The sequence below is a fragment of the Nonomuraea sp. NPDC049486 genome (genome assembly GCF_040676925.1).
GTDB lineage: Bacteria > Actinomycetota > Actinomycetes > Streptosporangiales > Streptosporangiaceae > Nonomuraea > Nonomuraea ferruginea.
Genome location: NZ_JBFAPV010000008.1, coordinates 144,482 through 164,276, shown reverse-complemented (window position 1 = coordinate 164,276; position 19,795 = coordinate 144,482). Strand labels below are relative to the sequence as shown.

The following is a 19,795-nucleotide window of genomic DNA, read 5'->3' as shown; positions in this document are numbered from 1 at the left end:
CCGCACTCTTATGCCTTCGCCATGAGCTCGCCGATGCGGCGCAGGCCGGCCAGGTCGTGCACGTCCTCGGACATCGCGGCGACCTGGGCGACCGGCACCGTCGGGTGCGCGGTCACGAAGCGGTCCTGCTCCCGGTGCTCGCGAGCCGCGAGTTGCATCCTCCCGGTGTGCAGCCGCAGCACAGCGGCGGTCAACTCGTGCTCGCCCCGTGATTGCAGGTCCTCGGCGGCCGCGGCGCTCCTCACTCCTGAGAGCGTCGCGGCCGGTGACTCGTGCACCCGGTTGACGACCAGGCCGGCGAGGGGCATGCGCTCCTCGGCCAGCCGCTCGACGAAGTAGGAAGCCTCGCGCATGGCGTCGCGCTCCGGCGCGGCGACCACGAGGAAGGCCGTGCCGGGCGCCTGCAGCAGCTTGTACGTGAGTTCGGCGCGCTGCCTGAAGCCGCCGAAGACGGCGTCGAGCGCTGACACGAACGTCTGCAGGTCCTTGATCACCTGGGCGCCGAGCAGTTTGGTCAGCGCGCCGGCGACGAACCCGAACCCGGCGTTGAAGATGCGGAAGGCGCTGCGCCCGCCGGCCTTGGCCGGGGCGGTGAGCAGCCGGATGAACCGCCCGTCGAGAAACCTCCCGAGCCGCTCGGGCGCGTCGAGGAAGTCGAGCGCGGAGCGCGACGGCGGGGTGTCGACGATGATCAGGTCCCACTCGTCGGAGCGGCGGAGCTGGCCGAGCTTCTCCATGGCCATGTACTCCTGGGTGCCGGCGAAGCTCGACGACAGCGACTGGTAGAAGGGGTTCGACAGGATCTGGCGGGCCCGCTCCGGGTCGGCGTGCGCCTCGATGATCTCGTCGAACGTACGCTTCATGTCGAGCATCATCGCGAAGAGCTGGCCGCCGCTCTCGCACTCGACGATGCGGCGCGGGGTGTTGTCGAGCTCGCTCAGCCCCATCGCCTGGGCCAGGCGCCTGGCGGGGTCGACGGTGAGCACCACGGCGCACCTGCCGCGCTCGGCGGCACGCAGGCCGAGCGCCGCGGCGGTGGTGGTCTTGCCGACGCCGCCGGAGCCGCAGCAGACGATGATGCGGGTGCCGCTGTCGTCGAGGATGGCGTCGATGTCGAGGGTGGCGGGCTTTCTCACGCTGCTCCCTGGGTGCGGATGCTCTCGGCCAGCTCGTACAGGCCCGCGAGGTCGACCCCGTCGGCCAGCAGCGGCAGCTCGTAGCTCGGCCGTTCGGCGGCGGTGAGGGTCTCGCGCTCGTCGCGTTCGATCTCGGTGCGGCGGGCGTGCTCGGCGAGCTCCTCGGCGAGCGCCTCGGCCAGGGCCTTGGCGTCGCCGCCGGTGGCCAGGCCGGCGGCCTCCAGACCGGCGACGAGCTCGGCGGTGTCGACGCGGCCCTTGACCGCCTTGTCGAGGACCGGCTGGGGGAGGAGCGGCTCGCGCACCATGTTGATGAAGACGCCGCCGGGAGGCAGGCCGGCCGCGCGAAGGTCGGCGAGGCCGTCGAGCGTTTCCTGGACGGGCATTTCTTCCAACAAAGTCACGAAATGCACCGCTGTTTCCGGGCTTTTCACGACGCCTCGTACGAGATCGGAATGGTTCTTGATGGGGCCGACCCTCGCCAGGTCCGCGACCTCCTCCGTGACGTTCAGGAAGCGCGTGATGCGGCCCGTCGGCGGCGCGTCGAGGACCACCGCGTCGTAGACCCGCTTGCCGTCCTTGCCGCGCCGGCGCACCGCCTCGCTGGTCTTGCCGGTGACCAGGACGTCGCGGAAGCCGGGGGCGATCGTGGTGGCGAAGTCGAGCACGCCCATCTTGGTCAGCGCCCGGCCCGCCCTGCGCATGCCGTAGAACATCTCCAGGTATTCGAGCATGGCCTCCTCGGGGTCGACGGCCAGCGCGTAGACGTCGCCGCCGTCGGGGGCCACCGCGATGCGGCGCTCCTCGTACGGCAGCGGCGGCAGGTCGAAGATCTGGGCGATGCCCTGCCTGCCCTCCACCTCGACGAGCAGCACCTTGTGCCCGCCCGAGGCGAGGGCGAGCGCGAGAGCGGCGGCCACCGTCGTCTTTCCGGTGCCGCCCTTGCCGGTGACGACGTGCAGTCGCACACCGTCCCAATCCGTGTCCCGAGAGTCCACGATTCGAGGCTACCGAACGGTCATTTGACGCAAGCCCACGAGTGCCCCGGAGATTGCTCACACTACGCTGATGGCCATGAAGAAATGGGAGTACCTCACGGCTCCGGTGCTGATCCACAACACCAAGATGATCCTCGACAACTTCGGCTCCGACGGCTGGGAGCTGGTCCAGATCCTTCAGGGCGCCACGCCCGAGCAGCTGGTCGCCTACTTCAAGCGGGAGAAGCAGTGACTCCGGAGCAGAAGATCGCCGACCTCGGGCTGGAGCTGCCCGAGGTGGTCGCGCCGCTGGCCGCGTACGTGCCGACCGTGCGGACCGGCAACCTGGTCTACACCTCGGGCCAGGTCCCGGTGGTGAAGGGCGAGGTGCGGTTCACCGGCAAGCTCGGCGCCGACGTCACCGTCGAGGACGGCCAGGAGGCGGCCAGGATCTGCGCGCTCAACGCGCTGGCCGCGCTGAAGGCGGAGGTCGGTGACCTGGCCGAGGTCAAGCGGATCGTCAAGGCCGTGGTGTTCGTGGCCAGCGCCCCCGACTTCACCGGGCAGCCGCAGGTCGCCAACGGGGCCAGCGAGCTGCTGGGCGAGGTGTTCGGCGAGGCCGGCAAGCACGCGCGCAGCGCGGTCGGGGTGGCGGCGCTGCCGCTGAACGTCCCGGTCGAGGTGGAGCTCATCGCCGAGGTGTCCTGAACGCCGGATATGTCACTATGACCGAGTGATGTTCTAGTTGGAGGTCATCGTGGCTGGTCTTCGGTTCTCTCGGGAACACGCCGAACACATCAGAGACGTGCTGTCCGGGCGTGTCGCCCCGGTCCGCGCGCGGGACGCCGCCACCGTGGCGCTCTTCCGCGCGGGCCGGGCGGGCGGCATCGAGGTCTACCTGCTGCGGCGCAAGGCGACCATGGCCTTCGCCGCCGGCGCGTACGTCTTCCCCGGCGGGTCGGTCGACCCGCGTGACACCGACCAGGCCGTGGCCTGGGCGGGGCCGTCGCCCGCCGAGTGGGCGCGGGCCTTCCGCGCCGACGAGGCGGTGGCCAGGGGCCTGGTGTGCGCGGCCGTACGCGAGACGTTCGAGGAGTCGGGGGTGCTGCTCGCCGGGCCCGGCCCCGAATCCGTGGTCGCCGACACCCGGGGCGACGACTGGGAGGCCGACCGGCTGGCTCTCATCGACAGGAGCCTCGGCTTCGCCGACTTCCTCGCCAAGCGCGGCCTGGTGCTCCGCTCCGACCTGCTCAAGCCGTGGGCCCACTGGATCACGCCCGAGGCCGAGACGCGGCGTTTCGACACCCGCTTCTTCGTCGCCGTGCTGCCCGAGGGCCAGCGCACCCGCGACGTGGGCGGCGAGGCCGACCAGGTCGAGTGGCGCCGCCCGGCCGAGGCCCTCGCCATGGCTGACCGGGGCGAGATCTTCCTGATGCCCCCCACGTACCGCACCCTCGGCGACCTGGCCCGCCACGACGGCGTGGAGTCGGTGCTGGGCGAGCGGCGGGAGATCGTCACCGTGCTGCCCAGGGTCGTGGAGGTCGACGGCGAGTTCCGGTTGGAGTCGGCATGAGCGGCCTGCACATCCCGCTCGACACGCCCGACGGGTCGCGCACCGCGCACGCGGAGAACCTCCTCGCGCCCAACCCGTCGATCATGACGCTCGACGGCACCAACACGTGGGTGATCGGCGGCCGGGAGGTCGTCGTGGTCGATCCGGGGCCCGACGACGAGGCGCACCTGCTCCGGGTCCGCGACCACCTGGGGGATCGCCGGGTGACCCAGATCCTGCTCACCCACGGGCACTTCGACCACAGCGGCGGGGCCAGGCGGTTCGCCGGGCTCGTCGGAGCGCCGGTGCGCGCCCTGGACCCGCGCCACCGGCTGGGCGACGAAGGGCTCGCCGACGGTGACGTGGTCGTCGTGGACGGGCTGGAGATCCACGTGTACGGCACGCCCGGCCACTCGGCGGACTCGCTCTGCTTCTGGCTGCCGGAGGACCGGGCCATGCTGACCGGCGACACCGTGCTCGGCCGGGGCACCACGATCATCGCGGGTGACGGCGGCCTGGCCGACTATCTGCGCAGCCTGGACCGGCTCAGGGCGGCGGCGGAGAGCCTGGAGGCGCAGGCCCTGCTGCCCGGCCACGGCCCCGTGCTGCCCGACCCGATCGGCGCGCTCGACAGCTACATCGCGCACCGGCGGGTGCGCCTCGACCAGATCAAGGAGGCACGGCGCCAGGGCGCGCGCACGCCGCGGGAGATCGTACGGATCGTGTACGCGGACGTCGACAGGTCGCTCTGGCCCGCGGCCGAGATGTCGGTGCGGGCCCAGCTCGACTATCTGGACCGGTTGTAGAGCCGGTCGTGGTCGAGGATCACCACGGCCTTGGCCTCGATGCGCAGCCAGCCGCGGTGCGCGAAGTCGGCCAGGGCCTTGTTGACCGTCTCGCGGGAGGCGCCGACGAGCTGGGCCAGCTCCTCCTGGGTGAGGTCGTGGTGGACGCGCATGCCGTCGTCGGTTTTGGTGCCGAACCGCTCGGCCAGGTCGAGCAGCTGCTTGGCCACCCGGCCGGGCACGTCGGTGAACACCAGGTCGGCCAGCACGTCGTTGGTGCGGCGCAGCCGCTGGGCGAGCGCCCGCAGCAGGTGGAGCGCCACCTCCGGGCGGCCCGTCAGCCAGGGGCGCAGGTCGTCGTGGCCCAGCCCGGCCAGGCGCACCTCGGTCAGCGCGGTCGCGGTGGCCGTGCGCGGACGCGGGTCGAACAGCGACAGCTCGCCGAACATCTCGCTCGGGCCGAGCACGCTGAGGACGTTCTCCCGGCCGTCGGGGGAGGTGCGGGAGAGCTTGACCTTGCCTTCGAGCACGACGTAGAGCCGGTCGCCCGTCTCGTTCTCGTGGAAGATCGTCTGCCCTTTGGACAGCTGGACCTCGGTGATGCTCGTCCTGAGCGCCGCGGCGCTCTCCCGGTCGAGCGCGGCGAACAGGGGGGCCTTGCCCAGCACGTCTTCGGTGTTCACTCTGCCTCCTCTGCTGCCATTGTGACGCACACCACTCCGGGCGGCACACCTGGCGAGCCAGGCTCGCCCGGGGGTGCCGCTCAGCGGCTGGATGAACCGCGTGCCGGGCTCGAAATGGTTCCCCCCACGACGAGCCGTGCGATCCTCCTGCCGAAGTGTACGAACAAAACCGTCAACATGCTTACTCATCCCCCGCTCAGAGCCCTCCAGTCCGTTACATACACCGATAAGAACGGCCCAATCCCCCGAAGAGGGGATTTATGATCTTCCTTCTCATGGCCGGCTCTCCTCGTACGCGGAAAGAAAGCGTCATGTCCCGGGAAGCGGCGGGTGGCCATACCCTTGCGGCATGGCGACGAACGTGGCGGGCGCCCGCGGACGCAAGCCGGAGACCCGGCTGGGGCTGGTGCGGCGGGCCAGGAAGATGAACCGGATCCTCGCGGACACCTACCCCGACGCTCACTGCGAGCTCGACTTCACCAACTCGTTCGAGCTGCTGGTCGCCACCGTGCTGTCGGCGCAGACCACCGACGTGCGGGTCAACCTGACCACGCCCGCGCTGTTCGCCAAGTATCCGACGCCCGACGACATGGCCGCCGCCGACCCCGAGGACCTCGAAACGATCATCAAGCCGACCGGGTTCTTCCGGGCGAAGACCCGCTCGCTGATCGGGCTGGCCAAGGGGCTGCGCGACCGCTTCGGCGGCGAGGTGCCGCGCAAGATGGACGATCTCGTCTCGCTGCCCGGCGTCGGCCGCAAGACCGCCAACGTGGTGCTCGGCAACGCCTTCGGGGTGCCGGGGCTGACCGTCGACACCCACTTCCAGCGGCTGGTGCGCCGCTTCGGCTGGACCGAGGAAGCCGACCCGGTCAAGATCGAGCAGGTGGTCGGCGAGCTCATCCCCAAGCGCGAGTGGACCGTCTTCTCCCATCGGATCATCTGGCATGGCCGCCGCATCTGCCACGCCCGCAGGCCCGCGTGCGGCGTCTGCCCGCTGGCGGCGCTCTGTCCCTCGTACGGCACCGGCCCGACCGCCGTCGAGGAGGCGCGCAAACTGGTGCGTTCCGGTCCCTTCTCCTGAGCGGGGAAGTTCGGTGATCCCCGCGGTGTTGGAGAAGTCGTGACCGAGGTGCCCCACTGGCTTGACCAGCTCGCCGCGAACGCCGTACAGACCCGTGTCCCCCCGGGGCTGCGCCCGCCCGTGCGGGGCGGACGCAGGGCGGCGGTGCTGGCGCTGTTCGGCGACGGCCCCTACGGCCCCGACGTGCTGCTGATCCAGCGCAGCACGCGCGGACGGCGCCACCCCGGCCAGCCGGCGTTCCCCGGCGGCGGCGTCGACCCCGAGGACGACGGGCCGATCGGCGCGGCGCTGCGCGAGGCCGAGGAGGAGACCGGCCTCGACCCGCGCGGCGTCACCGTCCTCGGCACCATGCCCGAGCTCTACCTCTCCCACAGCGACAACCGGGTCACCCCCGTGCTCGGCTGGTGGCACGACCCGTGCGCGGTGCACGCCGCCTCGCCCGACGAGGTCGACTCCGTCGAGCGGGTGCCGGTGACCGAGCTGACCGACCCGGCCAACCGCCTCATGCTGCGCCACCGGGCCGGGCTCGCCGGGCCGGCCTTCCGGGTGCGCGGGATGCTCGTGTGGGGGTTCACCGCGGCGGTGCTCGACGGGCTGCTGCGCGAGGGCGCGATGGAGCTGCCGTGGGACCGCGACCGGGTGGAGGAGATCCCGCCCGAGGTGCTACAGCTCGCGGCCCGTGGCTAGCGCCACGCCGAGCGAGGCCCAGCCGGCCACGTCGGCGTCGGCGTCCAGGGTCAGCGAACGCAACGCGGCCAGCCCCGTACGGTCGGGTGGGTCGCCCAGCACGTGCTGCAGCGCGTAGGCCGCCCCGTACCTCACCCGCGGGTCGCGATGGGCGGCCAGGTCGATCACCGACGGCAGCGAGCGCGGGTCCCCGAGATGACCGAAGGCGATCAGCACCGAGTACAGCACCACCGCGTCGTCCTCGCTGGCCGCCAGATAGCGCAGGATCGGCAGCGCGCGGTCCACGTACGCCCCCAGCAGGCCCAGGATGTCGACGCCCAGCAGCCGCTCGGCGGTCCCGTCGGCGGCGCACAGCCGCCGGGCCTCGATGAAGCACTCCAGATCGCCGCGCTCCCGCAGCCGGCTGATCACCTGCCAGCGCACCGGCCCGTCCGGGTCGGTGTCGCGCAGAGCTGCCTCGATGAGACCACGAACTGTTCCCTCGAACGGCGGCATGCGGATCACGTTAGCCACGGGCCGCGGGCGGTCCTGGCAGAAGACATGCACACTTGACCCAGACCCTGGTTAGCTTTGAAGCGTGCGCGGTGATCTGCTTGACCTCATATTGATCGGCCTCGTGATCGCTTTCGGGATCTCGGGATACCGGCAGGGCTTCATCATCGGGGTGATGAGCTTCGTCGGGTTCGTGGGCGGGGCCGTCCTGGGGGTGTTCATCGCGCCGCCGATCTCCCGAACCGTCGTCGACGGCGACACGCCGCAGGCGCTGCTCGCCATCGTGATCGTCTTCCTGGCCGCGACGATCGGACAGTTCGCCTCCTCGACCATCGGGGCCGTGGTGCGCTCGCACGTCACGTGGGAGCCCGCCAAGGTGGCCGACGCGGTCGGGGGCACGTTCGCCAGCGCGCTGTCGGTCCTGGTGATCGCGTGGCTGATCGGGTCGCTGATCGTCTCGACCTCGTTCACCCCGCTGGTCGACCAGGTCAAAGGGTCGTTGCTGCTCACCACCGTCGACCAGGCGATCCCGCAGGCCGCGCGCAACTGGCAGCAGCCGTTCAAGAAGTTCATCGACCGCTCCGAGTTCCCGCCGGTGTTCGACGCGATCGGCGCGGGCCAGCTCGTGGACGTCGAACCGGCCCCCCGCAGCATCCTCAAGGGCGCCAAGCTGGAGCGGGCCACCCGCGCCATCGTCAAGGTGCAGGGCAACGCCGAGAGCTGCAACAAGCACATCGAGGGCACCGGCTTCGTCTACGCCCGCGACCGCATCATGACCAACGCCCACGTGGTCGCCGGGGTGACCCGCGACCTGCAGATCGTCGACCACAGCGGCCGGCGTCACGCCGCCACCGTGGTCCGCTACAACCCGCGCCGCGACATCGCCGTCCTGCGCGTCCCGGGGCTCGACCTCCCGGCGCTGGCCTTCAACGGCGAGGCCGAGAAGGGCGACAACGCGATCATCGCCGGCTTCCCGAAGGGCCAGGGCTTCTCCGCCGAGCCGGCCCGCATCCGCAGCCGCATCAACAACGCCGAGAGCCCCGACATCTACCGCGACACCAACGTCACCCGCTCGGTGTACGCGATCCGCGGCCTGGTGCTGCCCGGCAACTCCGGCGGCCCGCTGCTCTCCGTCGACGGCCGGGTGTACGGGGTGATCTTCGCGGCCGCGGTCAGCCAGGAGGAGACCGGCTACGCGCTGACCGCCGACGAGGTCCGCCCGGACGCCGAGCAGGGCAAGAACGACACCAGCCCCGCCGACACCCAGCAGTGCGACTAGGTCAGGTCGTCCGGCTCCGGCAGCTCGGCCAGGATCAGCGCGACCGCCTCGGCGGCGTCGCTGTCGTCGTGCAGGCCGGACGCCGCCCTGCCCACCGCGTCGTACGGGTCGCCGTACGACTGCACCCGGGCCGCGCCGCGGGCGAACAGCGTCAGCGCGCCCCGCGCGTTGCCGCGCTGCAGGTGGGTCAGGCCCACGCAGATCTGCGCGAGGCCCTGCCACAGCTCGCGCTCCTCCTCGGGGGCGCACTTCCAGCGCCCCTCGAACACCTCGTGCGCGCTGAACGGCAGGCCCTCCTCCAGGAACCGGCGGCCGTCGGCGACCGCCTGCCCGGTGGTGGGCGCGTAGTCGTCGGGCACCCTCGGCATGCCCTCCGAGCCGTACGGCAGCGGCCGGCCGAACGCGTCACGCGGGCGGGCGTTGCGCGGGCGGCCCTCCGGATCTCGGTCTCTCATCGGTCGGGCTCCGGGTCGTCGAGCCAGCCGAGCAGCTCGGTGTCGAACACGTCGGGAATCTCCTCGTGCGGGAAGTGGCCCGCCCCCTCGAACAGCCGCCACCGGTACGGGGCGGCCACGTAGCGGCCCGACCCCTGCGCGGTGCGCGGCAGCGTGCAGGTGTCGAGCGCCCCGTGCAGCTGCAACGTCGGCGCCTCGACCTCGGTCCGCATGGCCCTGGCGTACCGCCGCCCGTCGGGGCGGAGCTGCGAGCGGCCGAACCACCGGTGATACTCCAGCGCGCAGTGGGACACGGCCGGGATCGTGAACGCCTCGCGATACGTACGCGAGGTCTCCTGGTCCGGCCACCCGGGCCCGGACCAGTCGTCGAGCAGCCTGCCCACCAGCGCGCCGCCGCGCCTGGTCAGCCTGCGCTCGGGCAGCAGCGGAAGCTGGAAGCCGAACGCCCGCCGGCTCGCCTTGAGCTGGCCGAACGGGTCGGTCAGCAGCGCGTTGCGCAGCCGCAGGGGATGCGGGGCGGACACCGTCACCAGCCGGTGCACGCATTTGGGGTCGAGCACGGCCATCGTCCAGGCCAGCAGCCCGCCCCAGTCGTGGCCGACCACGATCGCGCCGGTCTCGCCGAGCGCCTTGATCAGCCCGGTCGCGTCGGCGGCCAGCGTCGGCAGGTCGTAGCCGCGCGGCGGCTTGTCGCTGCCGCCGTAGCCGCGCAGGTCGACCGCGACCGCGCGGAAGCCCGCCTCGGGCAGCGACCTGAGCTGGTGCCGCCACGTCCACCAGAACTGCGGGAAGCCGTGCAGCAGCAGCACCAGCGGGCCGTCGCCGGCCTCCACGACGTGGAACCGCGTGCCCCCCGCGTGCACCGTGCGGTGCGTCCAAGGGCCTTCGATCTGGACGACGGCCTCGTCAGACGCCACCGGGTGTCACCGGCCTCTTGACCGGGACCGGTCGATCGTCCGCCACCGGGACCTCATCCGGATGGGCGATCTCCTTGAGGCCCTTCAGCGACCGGGCGGTCCGCTTCATCCCGGCCAGCCCCTTCAGCTTGCGGATTCCGACGTAGACCAGCAAAGCCGCGACAAGCAGGTAGAAGACGGTCACGGCGAGGAAGGCCACCCACGTCGGCATCCACTGAGCGAGCACGAAGGCGATCGCGAAGGAGGCGAGGATCAGGCACAGGTGGGCCATGAAGGCGGCGGCGGCGAACAGGCCCCCGGCCGTGCCGACCCGCTTGGCGTCGAACCTGAACTCGGCCTTGGCCAGCTCGATCTCCGAACGGACCAGAGTCGAGATGTGATCGCTCGCCTGGGCGACGAGCGAGCCCAGCGATTCTTCCTCGGGAGTCTGCGGCATGAACGTCTCCTATCGAGGCCTGATGGCCGTGTCAATCATCGTCAGCGGGATGCGACGCCCGCATACCGTATGGGACCCGGCCCCACCGCCGCGTCCCACCCGTGGAGCCCGCCTGACTGCCTCGCCGCCCCGGCCGAACATCCCAGGAACCTGCCCACCACGCGCCCCGCAATCACTCCCAGATCTACCCGATCCGAGAACATAGCGCCGAGCCGGTCCGGCACACGAGCGACCCCCCGCCCGGATGATCCAGGGCAGGGGGTCGCGTACGAGGGCTTCTAGTCTTCGGCCTTGGCCGACGGGAGCTTCTCCGAGATCAGGTTCATCACCGTGCTGTCGGCCAGCGTCGTGACGTCACCGATGCTCCGGTTCTCCGCCACGTCGCGCAGCAGCCGCCGCATGATCTTGCCGGACCGGGTCTTGGGCAGCTCGGGCACCACCAGGATCTGGCGGGGCTTGGCGATCGGGCCCAGCGTCTTGGCCACGTGCGCGCGCAGCTCGGCCGCGATGTCGTCGCTCTCCTCGACCGTGCCGCGCAGGATGACGAACGACACGATGGCCTGGCCGGTCACCGGGTCGGTGGCGCCCACGACCGCCGCCTCGGCCACCTTCGGGTGGCTGACCAGCGCGCTCTCCACCTCGGTGGTGGAGATGTTGTGGCCGGAGACGAGCATGACGTCGTCGACCCGGCCCAGCAGCCACAGGTCGCCGTCCTCGTCCTTCTTGGCGCCGTCGCCGGGGAAGTACATCCCGTCGAACCTCGACCAGTACGTGTCGATGTAGCGCTGGTCGTCGCCCCAGATCGTGCGGAGCATGGCCGGCCACGGCTCGCGGATGACGAGGAACCCGCCGCCGCCGTCGGGCACGCTGTTGCCCTGGTCGTCGACCACGTCGGCGACGATGCCGGGCAGCGGGCGCATGGCCGCGCCCGGCTTGGCGTGGGTCACGCCGGGCAGCGGGCTGATCATGATGGCGCCCGTCTCGGTCTGCCACCAGGTGTCGACCACCGGGCAGCGGTCGCCGCCGATGTTCGCGCGGTACCAGACGTACGCCTCAGGGTTGATCGGCTCGCCCACCGAGCCCAGGACGCGCAGGCTCGACATGTCGAACTTGGCGGGGATGTCGTCGCCCCACTTCATGAACGTGCGGATGGCCGTGGGCGCGGTGTAGAGAATCGAGATCTTGTACTTCTGCACGATCTCCCAGAACCGCCCGCGGTGGGGGGTGTCGGGCGTGCCCTCGTAGATCACGCTCGTCGCGCCGTTGGCCAGCGGGCCGTACACGATGTAGGAGTGGCCGGTCACCCAGCCGATGTCGGCGGTGCACCAGTAGATGTCGGTCTCGGGCTTCAGGTCGAAGACCGCGTCGTGCGTCCAGGCCGTCTGGGCCAGGTAGCCGCCGGTGGTGTGCAGGATGCCCTTCGGCCTGCCGGTGGTGCCGCTGGTGTAGAGGATGTAGAGGGGGTCCTCGGCGCCGTGCGGCTCGGCGGTGTGCTCGGTGCTCTGGCGGTCGACGACGTCGTGCCACCACAGGTCCTTGTCGCCGAACGCGACGTCCTGTCCGGTGCGCCGGACCACCAGGACCTTCTCCACCTGAGGGCTCTCGGCGACGGCCTCGTCCACGGTCGGCTTGAGCGCCGACGGGGCGCCGCGGCGGTAGCCGCCGTCGGCGGTGACGACCAGCTTGGCGTCGGCGTCGTGGATGCGGCTCTTCAGCGCCGCCGAGGAGAAGCCGCCGAAGACCACCGAGTGGACGGCGCCGATGCGCGCGCAGGCCAGCATGGTGATCGGCAGCTCGGGGATCATCGGCAGGTAGACGGCCACCCGGTCGCCCTTGCCCACACCCAGCTCGCGCAGGGCGTTGGCGGCCTTGCAGACCTCGTCCTGCAGCTCGGCGTAGGTGATCACCCGGGAGTCGTCCTCGGGCTCGCCCTCCCAGTAGTAGGCGACCTTGTCGCCGTGGCCGGCCTCGACGTGCCGGTCGACGCAGTTGTAGGCGACGTTCAGCTCGCCGCCGACGAACCACTTCGCGAAGGGCGCGTTCCACTCGAGCGTGGTGTCCCAGCGTTTGGCCCAGGTCAGCCGTTCGGCGACACGCTCCCAGAAGCCGAGGCGATCCGCGTCCGCCTCGGCGTAAGCGGCGGCGGTGACGTTCGCGGCCGCCGCCAGCTCGGCCGGTGGCGCGAACCGGCGGTTCTCCTGCAGCAAGTTGGACAGGGCCTGGGTCTCTTTGCCAGGGGTCTCCGGGGCCACCTTCGCGCTCCTTCTAGGGCCAGATCGGGTAGGTCATGTCCCACTTCACCAGGTCACAGCACCCCCACACAAGAGGTCTAGACAGGTCTGTACCGTTCGGCGCAGGAAGTCGACAGCTTGCCGATTTGAATGACAAAAGCTATTGAAACGTTGTCATCCTGAAATGTCTCCCTTGGAGCGCGCCAATTGGAGGCGGCTTTATGGGCCCCGCGAGAGTGATCCTCTACCCGCGGGTATGGTCGATATCCGTGAGTGACCCATTGGCCGCCCTCGCGCGGCTTCCCGGCGTGTCCGAAGCGGTCGACGCCGCACGGGAGGCCGTCGACCGGCTCTACCGCCACCGCGTCCTGCGCCGGGCGAGCCCGGCCGTGTCCACCGAGTCGTCGCTGCGCGGCGCCCGCGCGTCCGCCGCGATCGAGGGCGCGGACGTCCCGCTCGACGCGCTGCGCAGGGACGAGGCGCACGACCCGGTCGTGCAGGGGGCGCTGCGCGCCTCCGCGGAGCTGGGCCGCCTCGGGCCGACCTGGCGCAAGGCCCCCAGGCAGGTGCTGGCCCGCCTGCACACCGTCGCCGCGGCCGGACTGACCGGCCAGGAGGCGCTGGGCCGGCCCCGGACCGCCGACGCCGCTCCCGACCCGCTCGGCCTGGGCGCGGCGCCGTCCGCCGAGGAGACCGCGGCCCGGATGGAGCGCCTGATCTGGCTTATGGACGGCGCCACCAAGGCCGCCCCGGCGCTGGTGCTGGCCGCCGTCGTGCACGCCGAGCTGGCGGTGTTGCGACCCTTCGGCACGGCCGACGGCGTCGTGGCGCGCGCCGCCGAGCGGCTCACGCTGGTGGAGTACGGGCTCGACCCCAAGTCGCTGGTGGCCGTCGAGGTGGGGCATCTGGAGCTGCCGTACGCCGAGGGCTTGCGGGCCTATCTGAGCGGCACACCCGAGGGCGTGGCCCAGTGGATACAGCAATGTGCCTCTGCGGTAAGCCTGGGGGTGCGGGAAGCGGTCGCCATCTGCGAAGCCATGCAAAGAGGCTGAGAAACGTAGCTGACGGCGCCTCTGTCAAGAGACGCCGTCCGCCGGTGCATCACGCCGGGTTACCAAGCGTGCACCTCAATTCGTCGGAGCGGGTCAAGCCCGTCACGACGCGCCTCCCGCGGCTGGTCGCGCGTGGGTACCCGGTTGATGCACCCGGACCACTGGTCCGTGACACCTTTCTATGACGGATCAGCCCTGATGGGAACCCCCGGGAGCAAGACCTTTACCGGAGGTTGGCCGCGTGTCCGGTGTGGTGGATCGGCGTCGCGGTACGGGGCGTGGTTATCAAGCCGTGATGATCACTGTCCGTGATCGGCTTTATGTGATCGTTATGCGATTACGAAAAAACTTGGCGGAAATACCAGATTGCGCCTCGACGAAACTCGAGTGGATCGGGCAGCATACGGTGGTATCACCAGAAACTGGAGTGACTGCGCATGGGTTGGGTTTCCAAGTCCCTTGCCATGCTCCGGTGAAGTGATGAAAGCTTTCTTCTGAAACGGGACCGGCTCTACCCCCCCGGAGCCGGACCGAACAGGCGACCCCCGCTCTCCCCCCCGGCGGGGGTCGCCCCATTTCCGGACTTCGCCCGTAGCCGTCGTCCACAGCCTGTGCACGGCCTGCGGCGTCATCCCCAGAACCGCGTTCGCCTCCCCGCGCCCGACCTCGTCCCGGGCATGGTCGGACCTCCCCGACCCCGAGGGAGTCCGATGAATCGCCCACTGGTCATCACCGAGGACCGCGACCTGCTCGACGACCTGGTCCGCGTCGCCGCCGCGGCCGGCGCCCAGATCGACGTGGCCCACGCGCCGGCCCACGCCCGCCCGTTCTGGAGCCTCGCCCCGCTGGTGGTCGTCGGCGCCGACCTCGCCGACGCCGTCGCCGCCTGCGCCCCTCCCGCCAGAGACCGCGTGCTCCTCGTCACCCGCGCCCCCGACGACCCCGACACCTGGCGCCGCTGCGTCTCGGTCGGCGCCCAGGCCGTCGTGCCCCTCCCCGACGAGGAGCGCCGCCTGGTCGAGGAGTTCGCCGACGCCATGGAGCCCCACCCGCGGTCCGGCGCGGTCCTCTGCGTCATCGGCGGCCGGGGCGGCGCGGGCGCCAGCGTCCTGTCGGCGTGCCTGGCGCTCAGAGCCTCCGGCGACCGCCTCCGCACCCTCCTGGTCGACGCCGACCCGCTGGGCGGCGGCCTGGACGCCCTCCTGGGCCAGGAGGAGACGCAGGGGGCACGCTGGGCCGACCTGGTGGCCAGGCAGGGCCGCATCAGCTCCACGGCCCTCCAAGGAGCCCTTCCCTGCTTCGGCGACCTCGCGGTCCTGTCGTTCCACCGGGGCGAGGTCCGCCCCATCCCCAGGGAAGCCATGCGCTCGGTCCTCGAAGCCGGCCGCCGGGGCTTCGACCTGGTGATCGTCGACCTTCCCCGCCACCTCGACGCGGCGGCCGCCGAAGCCCTGGGCAGGGCCACCACCACCCTCCTGGTGGTCACGGCCGACGTCCGCGGGGTCCTGTCCGCCGCCCAGGTCCTGCGGCAGGCGGCCGAGCACACCTCCGACATCCGCGCCGTCATCCGCCCCGGCGTCCTCGACGCCGACGCGGCGGCGGCCTCCCTGTCCATCCCCGCCGCCGCCCACCTGCCCGACCACCCTCGCCTGACGGCCACGCTCAACCGCGGCGAACTCCCCAGACTGGGCCCCCGCACCACCCTCGGCGCCCTCTGCACGACGCTCCTCCACGACCTCCTCCCGGCGTGACCCCTTCAGCCACCGCCCGCGATCCCACCCGAATCGAGACCACCGTGCAGGTAACCCCCGAGCTCGTGGAAGCCGTCCGCGTACGCCTCGCCAGAGCGGGAGCCGAACCCACGGCCGCCCAGGTGGCCGTGGCACTCCGCGCCGAGAGGGCGGTCTACGGCGACGCCGAGATCCTCGCCGTCGCCCGGGCCCTCTGCGCCGACCTCATCGGCGCGGGCCCGCTGGAGCCGCTCCTGGCCGCGCCCGAAGTGACGGACGTCCTGGTCAACGGCCCCCGCGAGGTATGGGTCGACGACGGCAGGGGCCTGCGCCTCACCCCCGTCACCTTCACCGACGACGCCGCGGTCCGCAGGCTCGCCCAGCGCCTGGCCGCCGCGGCGGGCCGCCGCCTCGACGACGCCTCCCCGTACGTGGACGCCCGCCTCGCCGGAGGCGTCCGCCTCCACGCGATCCTCCCCCCGATCGCCTCGGGAGGCACCTGCGTCTCGCTGCGCCTGCCGCCCCGCCGCACGTTCACCCTGCCCGACCTGGTGGCGGCGGGGACCATCACCCCCGCCGCCGTCCCGATCCTCACCACCTTGGTCACGACCAGGAGAGCCTTCCTGATCTCCGGCGGCACCGGCACGGGCAAGACGACTCTCCTCTCCGCGCTCCTGTCCCTGGCCGACCCCGGCGAACGCCTCCTCCTGGTCGAGGACTCCGCCGAGCTCCGCCCGCTCCACCCGCACGTGGTCCGCCTGGAGTCCAGACCCGCCAACGTCGAGGGCGCGGGCGGCGTGGGCCTGCGCGACCTCGTCCGCCAGGCCCTGCGCATGCGCCCCGACCGCCTGGTGGTCGGCGAGGTCAGAGGCGCGGAAGTGGTCGACCTCCTCGCGGCCCTCAACACGGGCCACGAGGGCGGCTGCGGCACCCTCCACGCCAACACGGCCGCCGACGTCCCGCCCCGCCTGGAGGCCCTGGGCTGCGCCGCGGGCCTCAGCAGACAAGCCGTCCACAGCCAACTGGCGGCCGCCCTGGACGTCGTCATCCACCTCACCCGCAGCCGCACGGACGGCAGACGCCGCATCTCCGAGATCCGCCTCCTGACCAGAACCGACGACGACCTCGTACGAGCCATCCCCGCCGTGACCTTCACCCCCGAAGGCCACGCACACCCAGGCCCCGCCTACACAACCTTGACGGGCGACTCCCCGCCCCTTCCGCCCTCGCGAGAAGCCCCGCCGTCCGGGAGCCTCCGCCACCACCCGACGTCTCCGGCCTCGCGAGAAGCCCCGCCGTCCGGGAGCCCTCGCCATCACCCGACGTCTCCGGCCTCGCGAGAAGTGTCGCCGTCCGGGAGCCCTCGCCCTCTCCCCATCGGCCAGGCTCCCTCTCCCGAGGAGTCCGCGTCATGACCGCCGTGGCAGCCGCCTTCCTCATCGCCCTCGCCGTCTGGCTCTGGACCAGCCCCGACGCCGCCACCCTCCGTCTGGCCAGGCTCACCCACCACGACGACGGGCCGCGCCCGCCCAGCCTGAAGGCCCTGTTCGCTCGCCCGAGCAGGTCACGCCGAGCCGACGCCTGGCGCCGCGCGTCGATCGAGCTGTGCCACGCCATGACCGCCGAGCTGTCAGCGGGGCGGACCCCCGGCGAGGCCCTGTCCAGAGCACTCGACGCCGTCGACCTGCCGGACCCCGGCGCGCTCCGCCCCGTGTCGGCCGCGGCCAGAGACGGCGGCGACGTCTCCGCCGCCCTGCTCCGGGCCGCCCCGGAGGAGGGCGGCGAGGGCCTGCGCCGCCTCGCCGCCTGCTGGGACGTCAGCGTGACGGTCGGCGCCGGCCTGAGCGCCCTCGTGGACCGCGTGGCGGCGACCCTGCGCGCCTCCCAGGCCCACCGGCAGGACGTCGCCGCCCAACTGGCCGGCCCTCGCACGACAGCCAGGATGCTGGCCATCCTCCCGGCGCTGGGCCTCCTGATGGCCGCCGCCCTGGGCATGCGTCCCCTCACCTTCCTGCTGGGCGGCCTCCCCGGCCTCCTCTGCCTCGCCGCCGGCATCTCCCTGGACGCCTGCGGCCTCTGGTGGACCCACCGCATGGCCACCAAAGCGGTGAACCCCTGACCCGCCCTGACAAGGCCAGGCGTCAAAACCCATCCGCTGCGGAAAGTCCCGACCTCCGTCACAGCTAGGACCACCCGATGCTCGCGCTCGCCTCCATTCTCTGCACTGCCCTGGCGGCTTACCTCTGGACTTCGCCCACCACTCCCGCGCAACGCCTCGCGCGCCTGCTCCCCGAGCCCTCACCCCGGCAGAACGGATCCCGCCCCGCCGACCCACCCCCGCCCGTCTGGCTCACTGACACGGCGCAAGCCGGGCGTCGGCTCTCAAGCCGCACCCTCGTCCCGTCGCTCTGCCTGGGTGTTGTTGTCACCCTGCTGGTCGGCGGCGTCCCCGGCATCGTCACGGCCCTCCTCGCCACTCCCATCACCGCGGCGGCCCTCCACCGCAGAGATCCGCCAGAGCTCGAACGCGACTGCAACCGGATCACCACGGACCTGCCGTTCGCCGCCGACCTCATGTCCGCCTGCCTGCTCGCGGGCCAGCCCACCAGCGCCGCCACCGAGACCGCCGCCACGGCGATAGGCGGCCCCCTCGGGCTGAGACTCACCTGGGTGGCCGCCCAGCTCAAACTCGGCGCCGACCCCGAGCCGACCTGGACCCACCTGTCCCGCGACCCGGCCACAGCCCAACTCGCCCGAGCGATGATCCGAGCGTCCCAGAGCGGCGCCCCCGTGGCCGACATCCTGACCCGCCTGGCGGACGACGCCCGCGAAACGTCAAGGGCCGCCTCGGTGGCCGCGGCCCGCAGCGTGGGCGTCAAAGCGGTGGCACCCCTGGGCCTCTGCTTCCTCCCGGCGTTCGTCCTCTTGGGAATCATCCCCGTGGTAGCGGGCTTGGCCACCACGATCGTCCTCCCTTGACGAAAGCACTCTCCCGGTTCCAGCGAGTCCGCGTCGGCTGATGAGAGCGCTCCGCCGGTTCCACCGGGCTCGCGTCGGCTGACGAGAGTGCTCCACAGGCTTCAGCAAGCTCGCGTCCGCTGTCTAGACAGCACCGCTAGGTCAGCCGGGCTCGCGTCCGCTGACGAGAGCGCTTCGTTCCGGCGAGCACGCGTCCGCTGACGAGACCGTGCCACCAGGTCCACCGGGCCCACGTCCGCTCAACCACCACGTCCGCTCAACCTCCACGTCCGCTCAACCTCCGCGTCCGCCCAACGTCGCGTCCGCCCAACGTCGCGTCCGCCCAACGTCGCGTCCACCCGATCCCGCCTCCGTTCACGGGTGCTCCCTCCACAGCTCCGGCGCCACGTACTCGCTTATCCACAGAACGGCGCTCGGCCCCTTGGGCCCATGCCGGTCCGAGCGAATCTTGGACCCGCACCCCGGGGCGTCGCCCCGGCCCGACCTTCCTGGAGGCACGATGCAGGACCACAAGAACCTGTCGCTCCGCACCCGCCACCGCCGCTGGTGGTCCGTCAGGCAGGCCCGCCTGGCGGGAGCCGCCCGCGACAGGGGCATGTCCACCGCCGAGTACGCGGTCGGCACCATCGCCGCCTGCGCCTTCGCCGCTCTGCTCTTCAAGGTGGTCAGCAGTCCCGAAGTGCAGGAGATGCTCTCCTCGCTGATAGACCGGGCGCTCAACACCAAGGGATGACCGGCCACGCGCGCCGGAGGTCGTCAAAAGGCTCCGTGACCGCCGAAACGGCCGCGATGCTCCCCGCACTCATGGTCGTCCTCGCGGCGGCGCTGTGGGCCATCCAGGCCGTCGGAGCCCACCTCGAATGCGTCGACGCCGCCCGCTCCGCCGCTCGCGCCGCGGCCAGGGGCGAGCGTCTCGATCAGGTACGAGACCTCGCCCGCTCAGCCACCCGCCCCGAAGCAGAGGTAACTGTGAACCGCACCCCAGAACACACGACCGTGCACATCTCGCTCGCCGTCCGCCCGCCCTGGGGCCCCGCCCTGCCCGCGATCCACGTGACCGCGTCCGCCACCACGCCCACCGAATCCTGACCTCACGGTGCGGACCGCCCGTGAGGCAGCCGGAACCGAATCCTGACCTCACGTGCAGACCGGTCATGCGGCAGCGAGAACCGAATCCTGACCTCACGGTGCGGACCCCCGTGCGGCAGCCAGACCCCCTGGCCTGATGTGCAGACCGGTCATGCGGCAGCGAGAACCGAATCCTGACCTCACGGTGCGGACCCCCGTGCGGCAGCCAGACCCCCTGGCCTGATGTGCAGACCG

At 71.7% G+C, this 19,795-nt stretch carries 22 protein-coding genes; 14 read left to right on the top strand and 8 right to left on the bottom strand.

Translation table 11 applies throughout. The annotated features are described in order from the left end of the window. Positions 1 to 8: 8 nt before the first annotated feature. Both AB0K05_RS23825 and AB0K05_RS23820 read right to left on the bottom strand, forming a co-directional pair. Positions 9 to 1,136 (bottom strand): ArsA family ATPase, encoded by a 1,128-nt coding sequence (locus AB0K05_RS23825; protein ID WP_219544801.1) that lies wholly within the window; start codon positions 1,134 to 1,136, stop codon positions 9 to 11. Then, positions 1,133 to 2,134, bottom strand: a complete 1,002-nt coding sequence (locus AB0K05_RS23820) for an ArsA-related P-loop ATPase (RefSeq protein WP_271276102.1) — start codon at positions 2,132 to 2,134, stop codon at positions 1,133 to 1,135. Before AB0K05_RS23820 ends, AB0K05_RS23825 begins: the two co-directional genes overlap by 4 nt. Before the next feature lie 76 nt (positions 2,135 to 2,210). Between AB0K05_RS23820 and AB0K05_RS23815 the strand changes: the two genes are divergently transcribed. From AB0K05_RS23815 to AB0K05_RS23800, 4 genes are all read left to right on the top strand, one after another. After that, positions 2,211 to 2,366, top strand: coding sequence for a hypothetical protein (locus tag AB0K05_RS23815; protein WP_090945153.1), 156 nt, complete (start codon positions 2,211 to 2,213; stop codon positions 2,364 to 2,366). Further along, the gene (locus tag AB0K05_RS23810) at positions 2,363 to 2,821 is read left to right on the top strand and encodes a RidA family protein (protein WP_148036284.1); all 459 of its coding nucleotides are present in this window, start codon (positions 2,363 to 2,365) and stop codon (positions 2,819 to 2,821) included. Before AB0K05_RS23815 ends, AB0K05_RS23810 begins: the two co-directional genes overlap by 4 nt. Before the next feature lie 88 nt (positions 2,822 to 2,909). Next, positions 2,910 to 3,686, top strand: a complete 777-nt coding sequence (locus AB0K05_RS23805; RefSeq protein WP_148037237.1) for an NUDIX hydrolase — start codon at positions 2,910 to 2,912, stop codon at positions 3,684 to 3,686. Continuing rightward, positions 3,683 to 4,471: an MBL fold metallo-hydrolase gene (locus AB0K05_RS23800; protein WP_271276103.1), complete on the top strand. Its 789-nt coding sequence runs from the start codon at positions 3,683 to 3,685 to the stop codon at positions 4,469 to 4,471. Before AB0K05_RS23805 ends, AB0K05_RS23800 begins: the two co-directional genes overlap by 4 nt. Here AB0K05_RS23800 and AB0K05_RS23795 read toward each other — a convergent pair. Continuing rightward, positions 4,453 to 5,133 (bottom strand): Crp/Fnr family transcriptional regulator, encoded by a 681-nt coding sequence (locus AB0K05_RS23795; RefSeq protein WP_148036286.1) that lies wholly within the window; start codon positions 5,131 to 5,133, stop codon positions 4,453 to 4,455. The genes AB0K05_RS23800 and AB0K05_RS23795 overlap by 19 nt on opposite strands. A gap of 349 nt (positions 5,134 to 5,482) precedes the next feature. Here AB0K05_RS23795 and nth point away from each other — a divergent pair, with 349 nt between their 5' ends. Next, positions 5,483 to 6,214, top strand: a complete 732-nt coding sequence (gene nth / locus AB0K05_RS23790; RefSeq protein ID WP_148036287.1) for an endonuclease III — start codon at positions 5,483 to 5,485, stop codon at positions 6,212 to 6,214. A 39-nt stretch (positions 6,215 to 6,253) separates the two neighbouring features. Continuing rightward, positions 6,254 to 6,901 (top strand): CoA pyrophosphatase, encoded by a 648-nt coding sequence (locus tag AB0K05_RS23785; RefSeq protein WP_271276105.1) that lies wholly within the window; start codon positions 6,254 to 6,256, stop codon positions 6,899 to 6,901. On the opposite strand, the gene AB0K05_RS23780 is transcribed toward AB0K05_RS23785, so the two are convergent. Then, positions 6,878 to 7,396, bottom strand: coding sequence for a HEAT repeat domain-containing protein (locus AB0K05_RS23780; protein WP_219544804.1), 519 nt, complete (start codon positions 7,394 to 7,396; stop codon positions 6,878 to 6,880). The genes AB0K05_RS23785 and AB0K05_RS23780 overlap by 24 nt on opposite strands. Before the next feature lie 82 nt (positions 7,397 to 7,478). Between AB0K05_RS23780 and AB0K05_RS23775 the strand changes: the two genes are divergently transcribed. After that, positions 7,479 to 8,672, top strand: a complete 1,194-nt coding sequence (locus tag AB0K05_RS23775) for a MarP family serine protease (protein ID WP_148036290.1) — start codon at positions 7,479 to 7,481, stop codon at positions 8,670 to 8,672. Here AB0K05_RS23775 and AB0K05_RS23770 read toward each other — a convergent pair. From AB0K05_RS23770 to acs, 4 genes are all read right to left on the bottom strand, one after another. After that, positions 8,669 to 9,127 carry a DUF309 domain-containing protein gene (locus AB0K05_RS23770; RefSeq protein WP_271276106.1) on the bottom strand — a complete coding sequence of 153 codons (459 nt, stop codon included), beginning with the start codon at positions 9,125 to 9,127 and terminating at the stop codon, positions 8,669 to 8,671. The genes AB0K05_RS23775 and AB0K05_RS23770 overlap by 4 nt on opposite strands. Then, positions 9,124 to 10,044 carry an alpha/beta hydrolase gene (locus AB0K05_RS23765; protein WP_219544805.1) on the bottom strand — a complete coding sequence of 307 codons (921 nt, stop codon included), beginning with the start codon at positions 10,042 to 10,044 and terminating at the stop codon, positions 9,124 to 9,126. The genes AB0K05_RS23770 and AB0K05_RS23765 overlap by 4 nt, the downstream gene beginning before the upstream one ends. Then, complete coding sequence (locus tag AB0K05_RS23760; RefSeq protein WP_271276107.1) at positions 10,034 to 10,480, bottom strand: phage holin family protein; 447 nt, start codon at positions 10,478 to 10,480, stop codon at positions 10,034 to 10,036. Before AB0K05_RS23760 ends, AB0K05_RS23765 begins: the two co-directional genes overlap by 11 nt. A gap of 278 nt (positions 10,481 to 10,758) precedes the next feature. Further along, positions 10,759 to 12,732, bottom strand: coding sequence for an acetate--CoA ligase (gene acs / locus AB0K05_RS23755; protein WP_364231663.1), 1,974 nt, complete (start codon positions 12,730 to 12,732; stop codon positions 10,759 to 10,761). Between the two features lie 248 nt (positions 12,733 to 12,980). On the opposite strand from acs, the gene AB0K05_RS23750 reads away from it, so the two are divergent. From AB0K05_RS23750 to AB0K05_RS23720, 7 genes are all read left to right on the top strand, one after another. Continuing rightward, on the top strand, positions 12,981 to 13,763 hold the full coding sequence (locus tag AB0K05_RS23750) for a Fic family protein (protein ID WP_271276109.1): 783 nt from the start codon (positions 12,981 to 12,983) through the stop codon (positions 13,761 to 13,763). Positions 13,764 to 14,473: 710 nt separating this feature from the next. Continuing rightward, on the top strand, positions 14,474 to 15,514 hold the full coding sequence (ssd, locus tag AB0K05_RS23745; protein WP_219544809.1) for a septum site-determining protein Ssd: 1,041 nt from the start codon (positions 14,474 to 14,476) through the stop codon (positions 15,512 to 15,514). A gap of 65 nt (positions 15,515 to 15,579) precedes the next feature. Further along, on the top strand, positions 15,580 to 16,908 hold the full coding sequence (locus AB0K05_RS23740; protein WP_364232107.1) for a TadA family conjugal transfer-associated ATPase: 1,329 nt from the start codon (positions 15,580 to 15,582) through the stop codon (positions 16,906 to 16,908). Further along, positions 16,905 to 17,612 (top strand): type II secretion system F family protein, encoded by a 708-nt coding sequence (locus AB0K05_RS23735; RefSeq protein ID WP_364231659.1) that lies wholly within the window; start codon positions 16,905 to 16,907, stop codon positions 17,610 to 17,612. The genes AB0K05_RS23740 and AB0K05_RS23735 overlap by 4 nt, the downstream gene beginning before the upstream one ends. Positions 17,613 to 17,689: 77 nt before the next feature. Continuing rightward, positions 17,690 to 18,472: a type II secretion system F family protein gene (locus tag AB0K05_RS23730; protein WP_364231657.1), complete on the top strand. Its 783-nt coding sequence runs from the start codon at positions 17,690 to 17,692 to the stop codon at positions 18,470 to 18,472. 499 nt (positions 18,473 to 18,971) lie between these two features. Next, positions 18,972 to 19,205 (top strand): DUF4244 domain-containing protein, encoded by a 234-nt coding sequence (locus tag AB0K05_RS23725; RefSeq protein WP_148036299.1) that lies wholly within the window; start codon positions 18,972 to 18,974, stop codon positions 19,203 to 19,205. A gap of 35 nt (positions 19,206 to 19,240) precedes the next feature. Next, positions 19,241 to 19,561 carry a TadE family type IV pilus minor pilin gene (locus AB0K05_RS23720; protein WP_364231652.1) on the top strand — a complete coding sequence of 107 codons (321 nt, stop codon included), beginning with the start codon at positions 19,241 to 19,243 and terminating at the stop codon, positions 19,559 to 19,561. The last annotated feature ends 234 nt before the right edge of the window (positions 19,562 to 19,795 follow it).

Bases quoted from the DNA above. Each gene is read 5' to 3' on its own strand.
- AB0K05_RS23780 (WP_219544804.1), bottom strand. From the start codon at position 7,396: ATGCCGCCGTTCGAGGGAACAGTTCGTGGTCTCATCGAGGCAGCTCTG.
- nth (WP_148036287.1), top strand. From the start codon at position 5,483: ATGGCGACGAACGTGGCGGGCGCCCGCGGACGCAAGCCGGAGACCCGG.
- AB0K05_RS23815 (WP_090945153.1), top strand. From the start codon at position 2,211: ATGAAGAAATGGGAGTACCTCACGGCTCCGGTGCTGATCCACAACACC.
- AB0K05_RS23730 (WP_364231657.1), top strand. From the start codon at position 17,690: ATGCTCGCGCTCGCCTCCATTCTCTGCACTGCCCTGGCGGCTTACCTC.
- AB0K05_RS23760 (WP_271276107.1), bottom strand. From the start codon at position 10,480: ATGCCGCAGACTCCCGAGGAAGAATCGCTGGGCTCGCTCGTCGCCCAG.
- AB0K05_RS23770 (WP_271276106.1), bottom strand. From the start codon at position 9,127: ATGAGAGACCGAGATCCGGAGGGCCGCCCGCGCAACGCCCGCCCGCGT.
- AB0K05_RS23800 (WP_271276103.1), top strand. From the start codon at position 3,683: ATGAGCGGCCTGCACATCCCGCTCGACACGCCCGACGGGTCGCGCACC.
- AB0K05_RS23735 (WP_364231659.1), top strand. From the start codon at position 16,905: ATGACCGCCGTGGCAGCCGCCTTCCTCATCGCCCTCGCCGTCTGGCTC.
- ssd (WP_219544809.1), top strand. From the start codon at position 14,474: ATGAATCGCCCACTGGTCATCACCGAGGACCGCGACCTGCTCGACGAC.
- AB0K05_RS23725 (WP_148036299.1), top strand. From the start codon at position 18,972: ATGCAGGACCACAAGAACCTGTCGCTCCGCACCCGCCACCGCCGCTGG.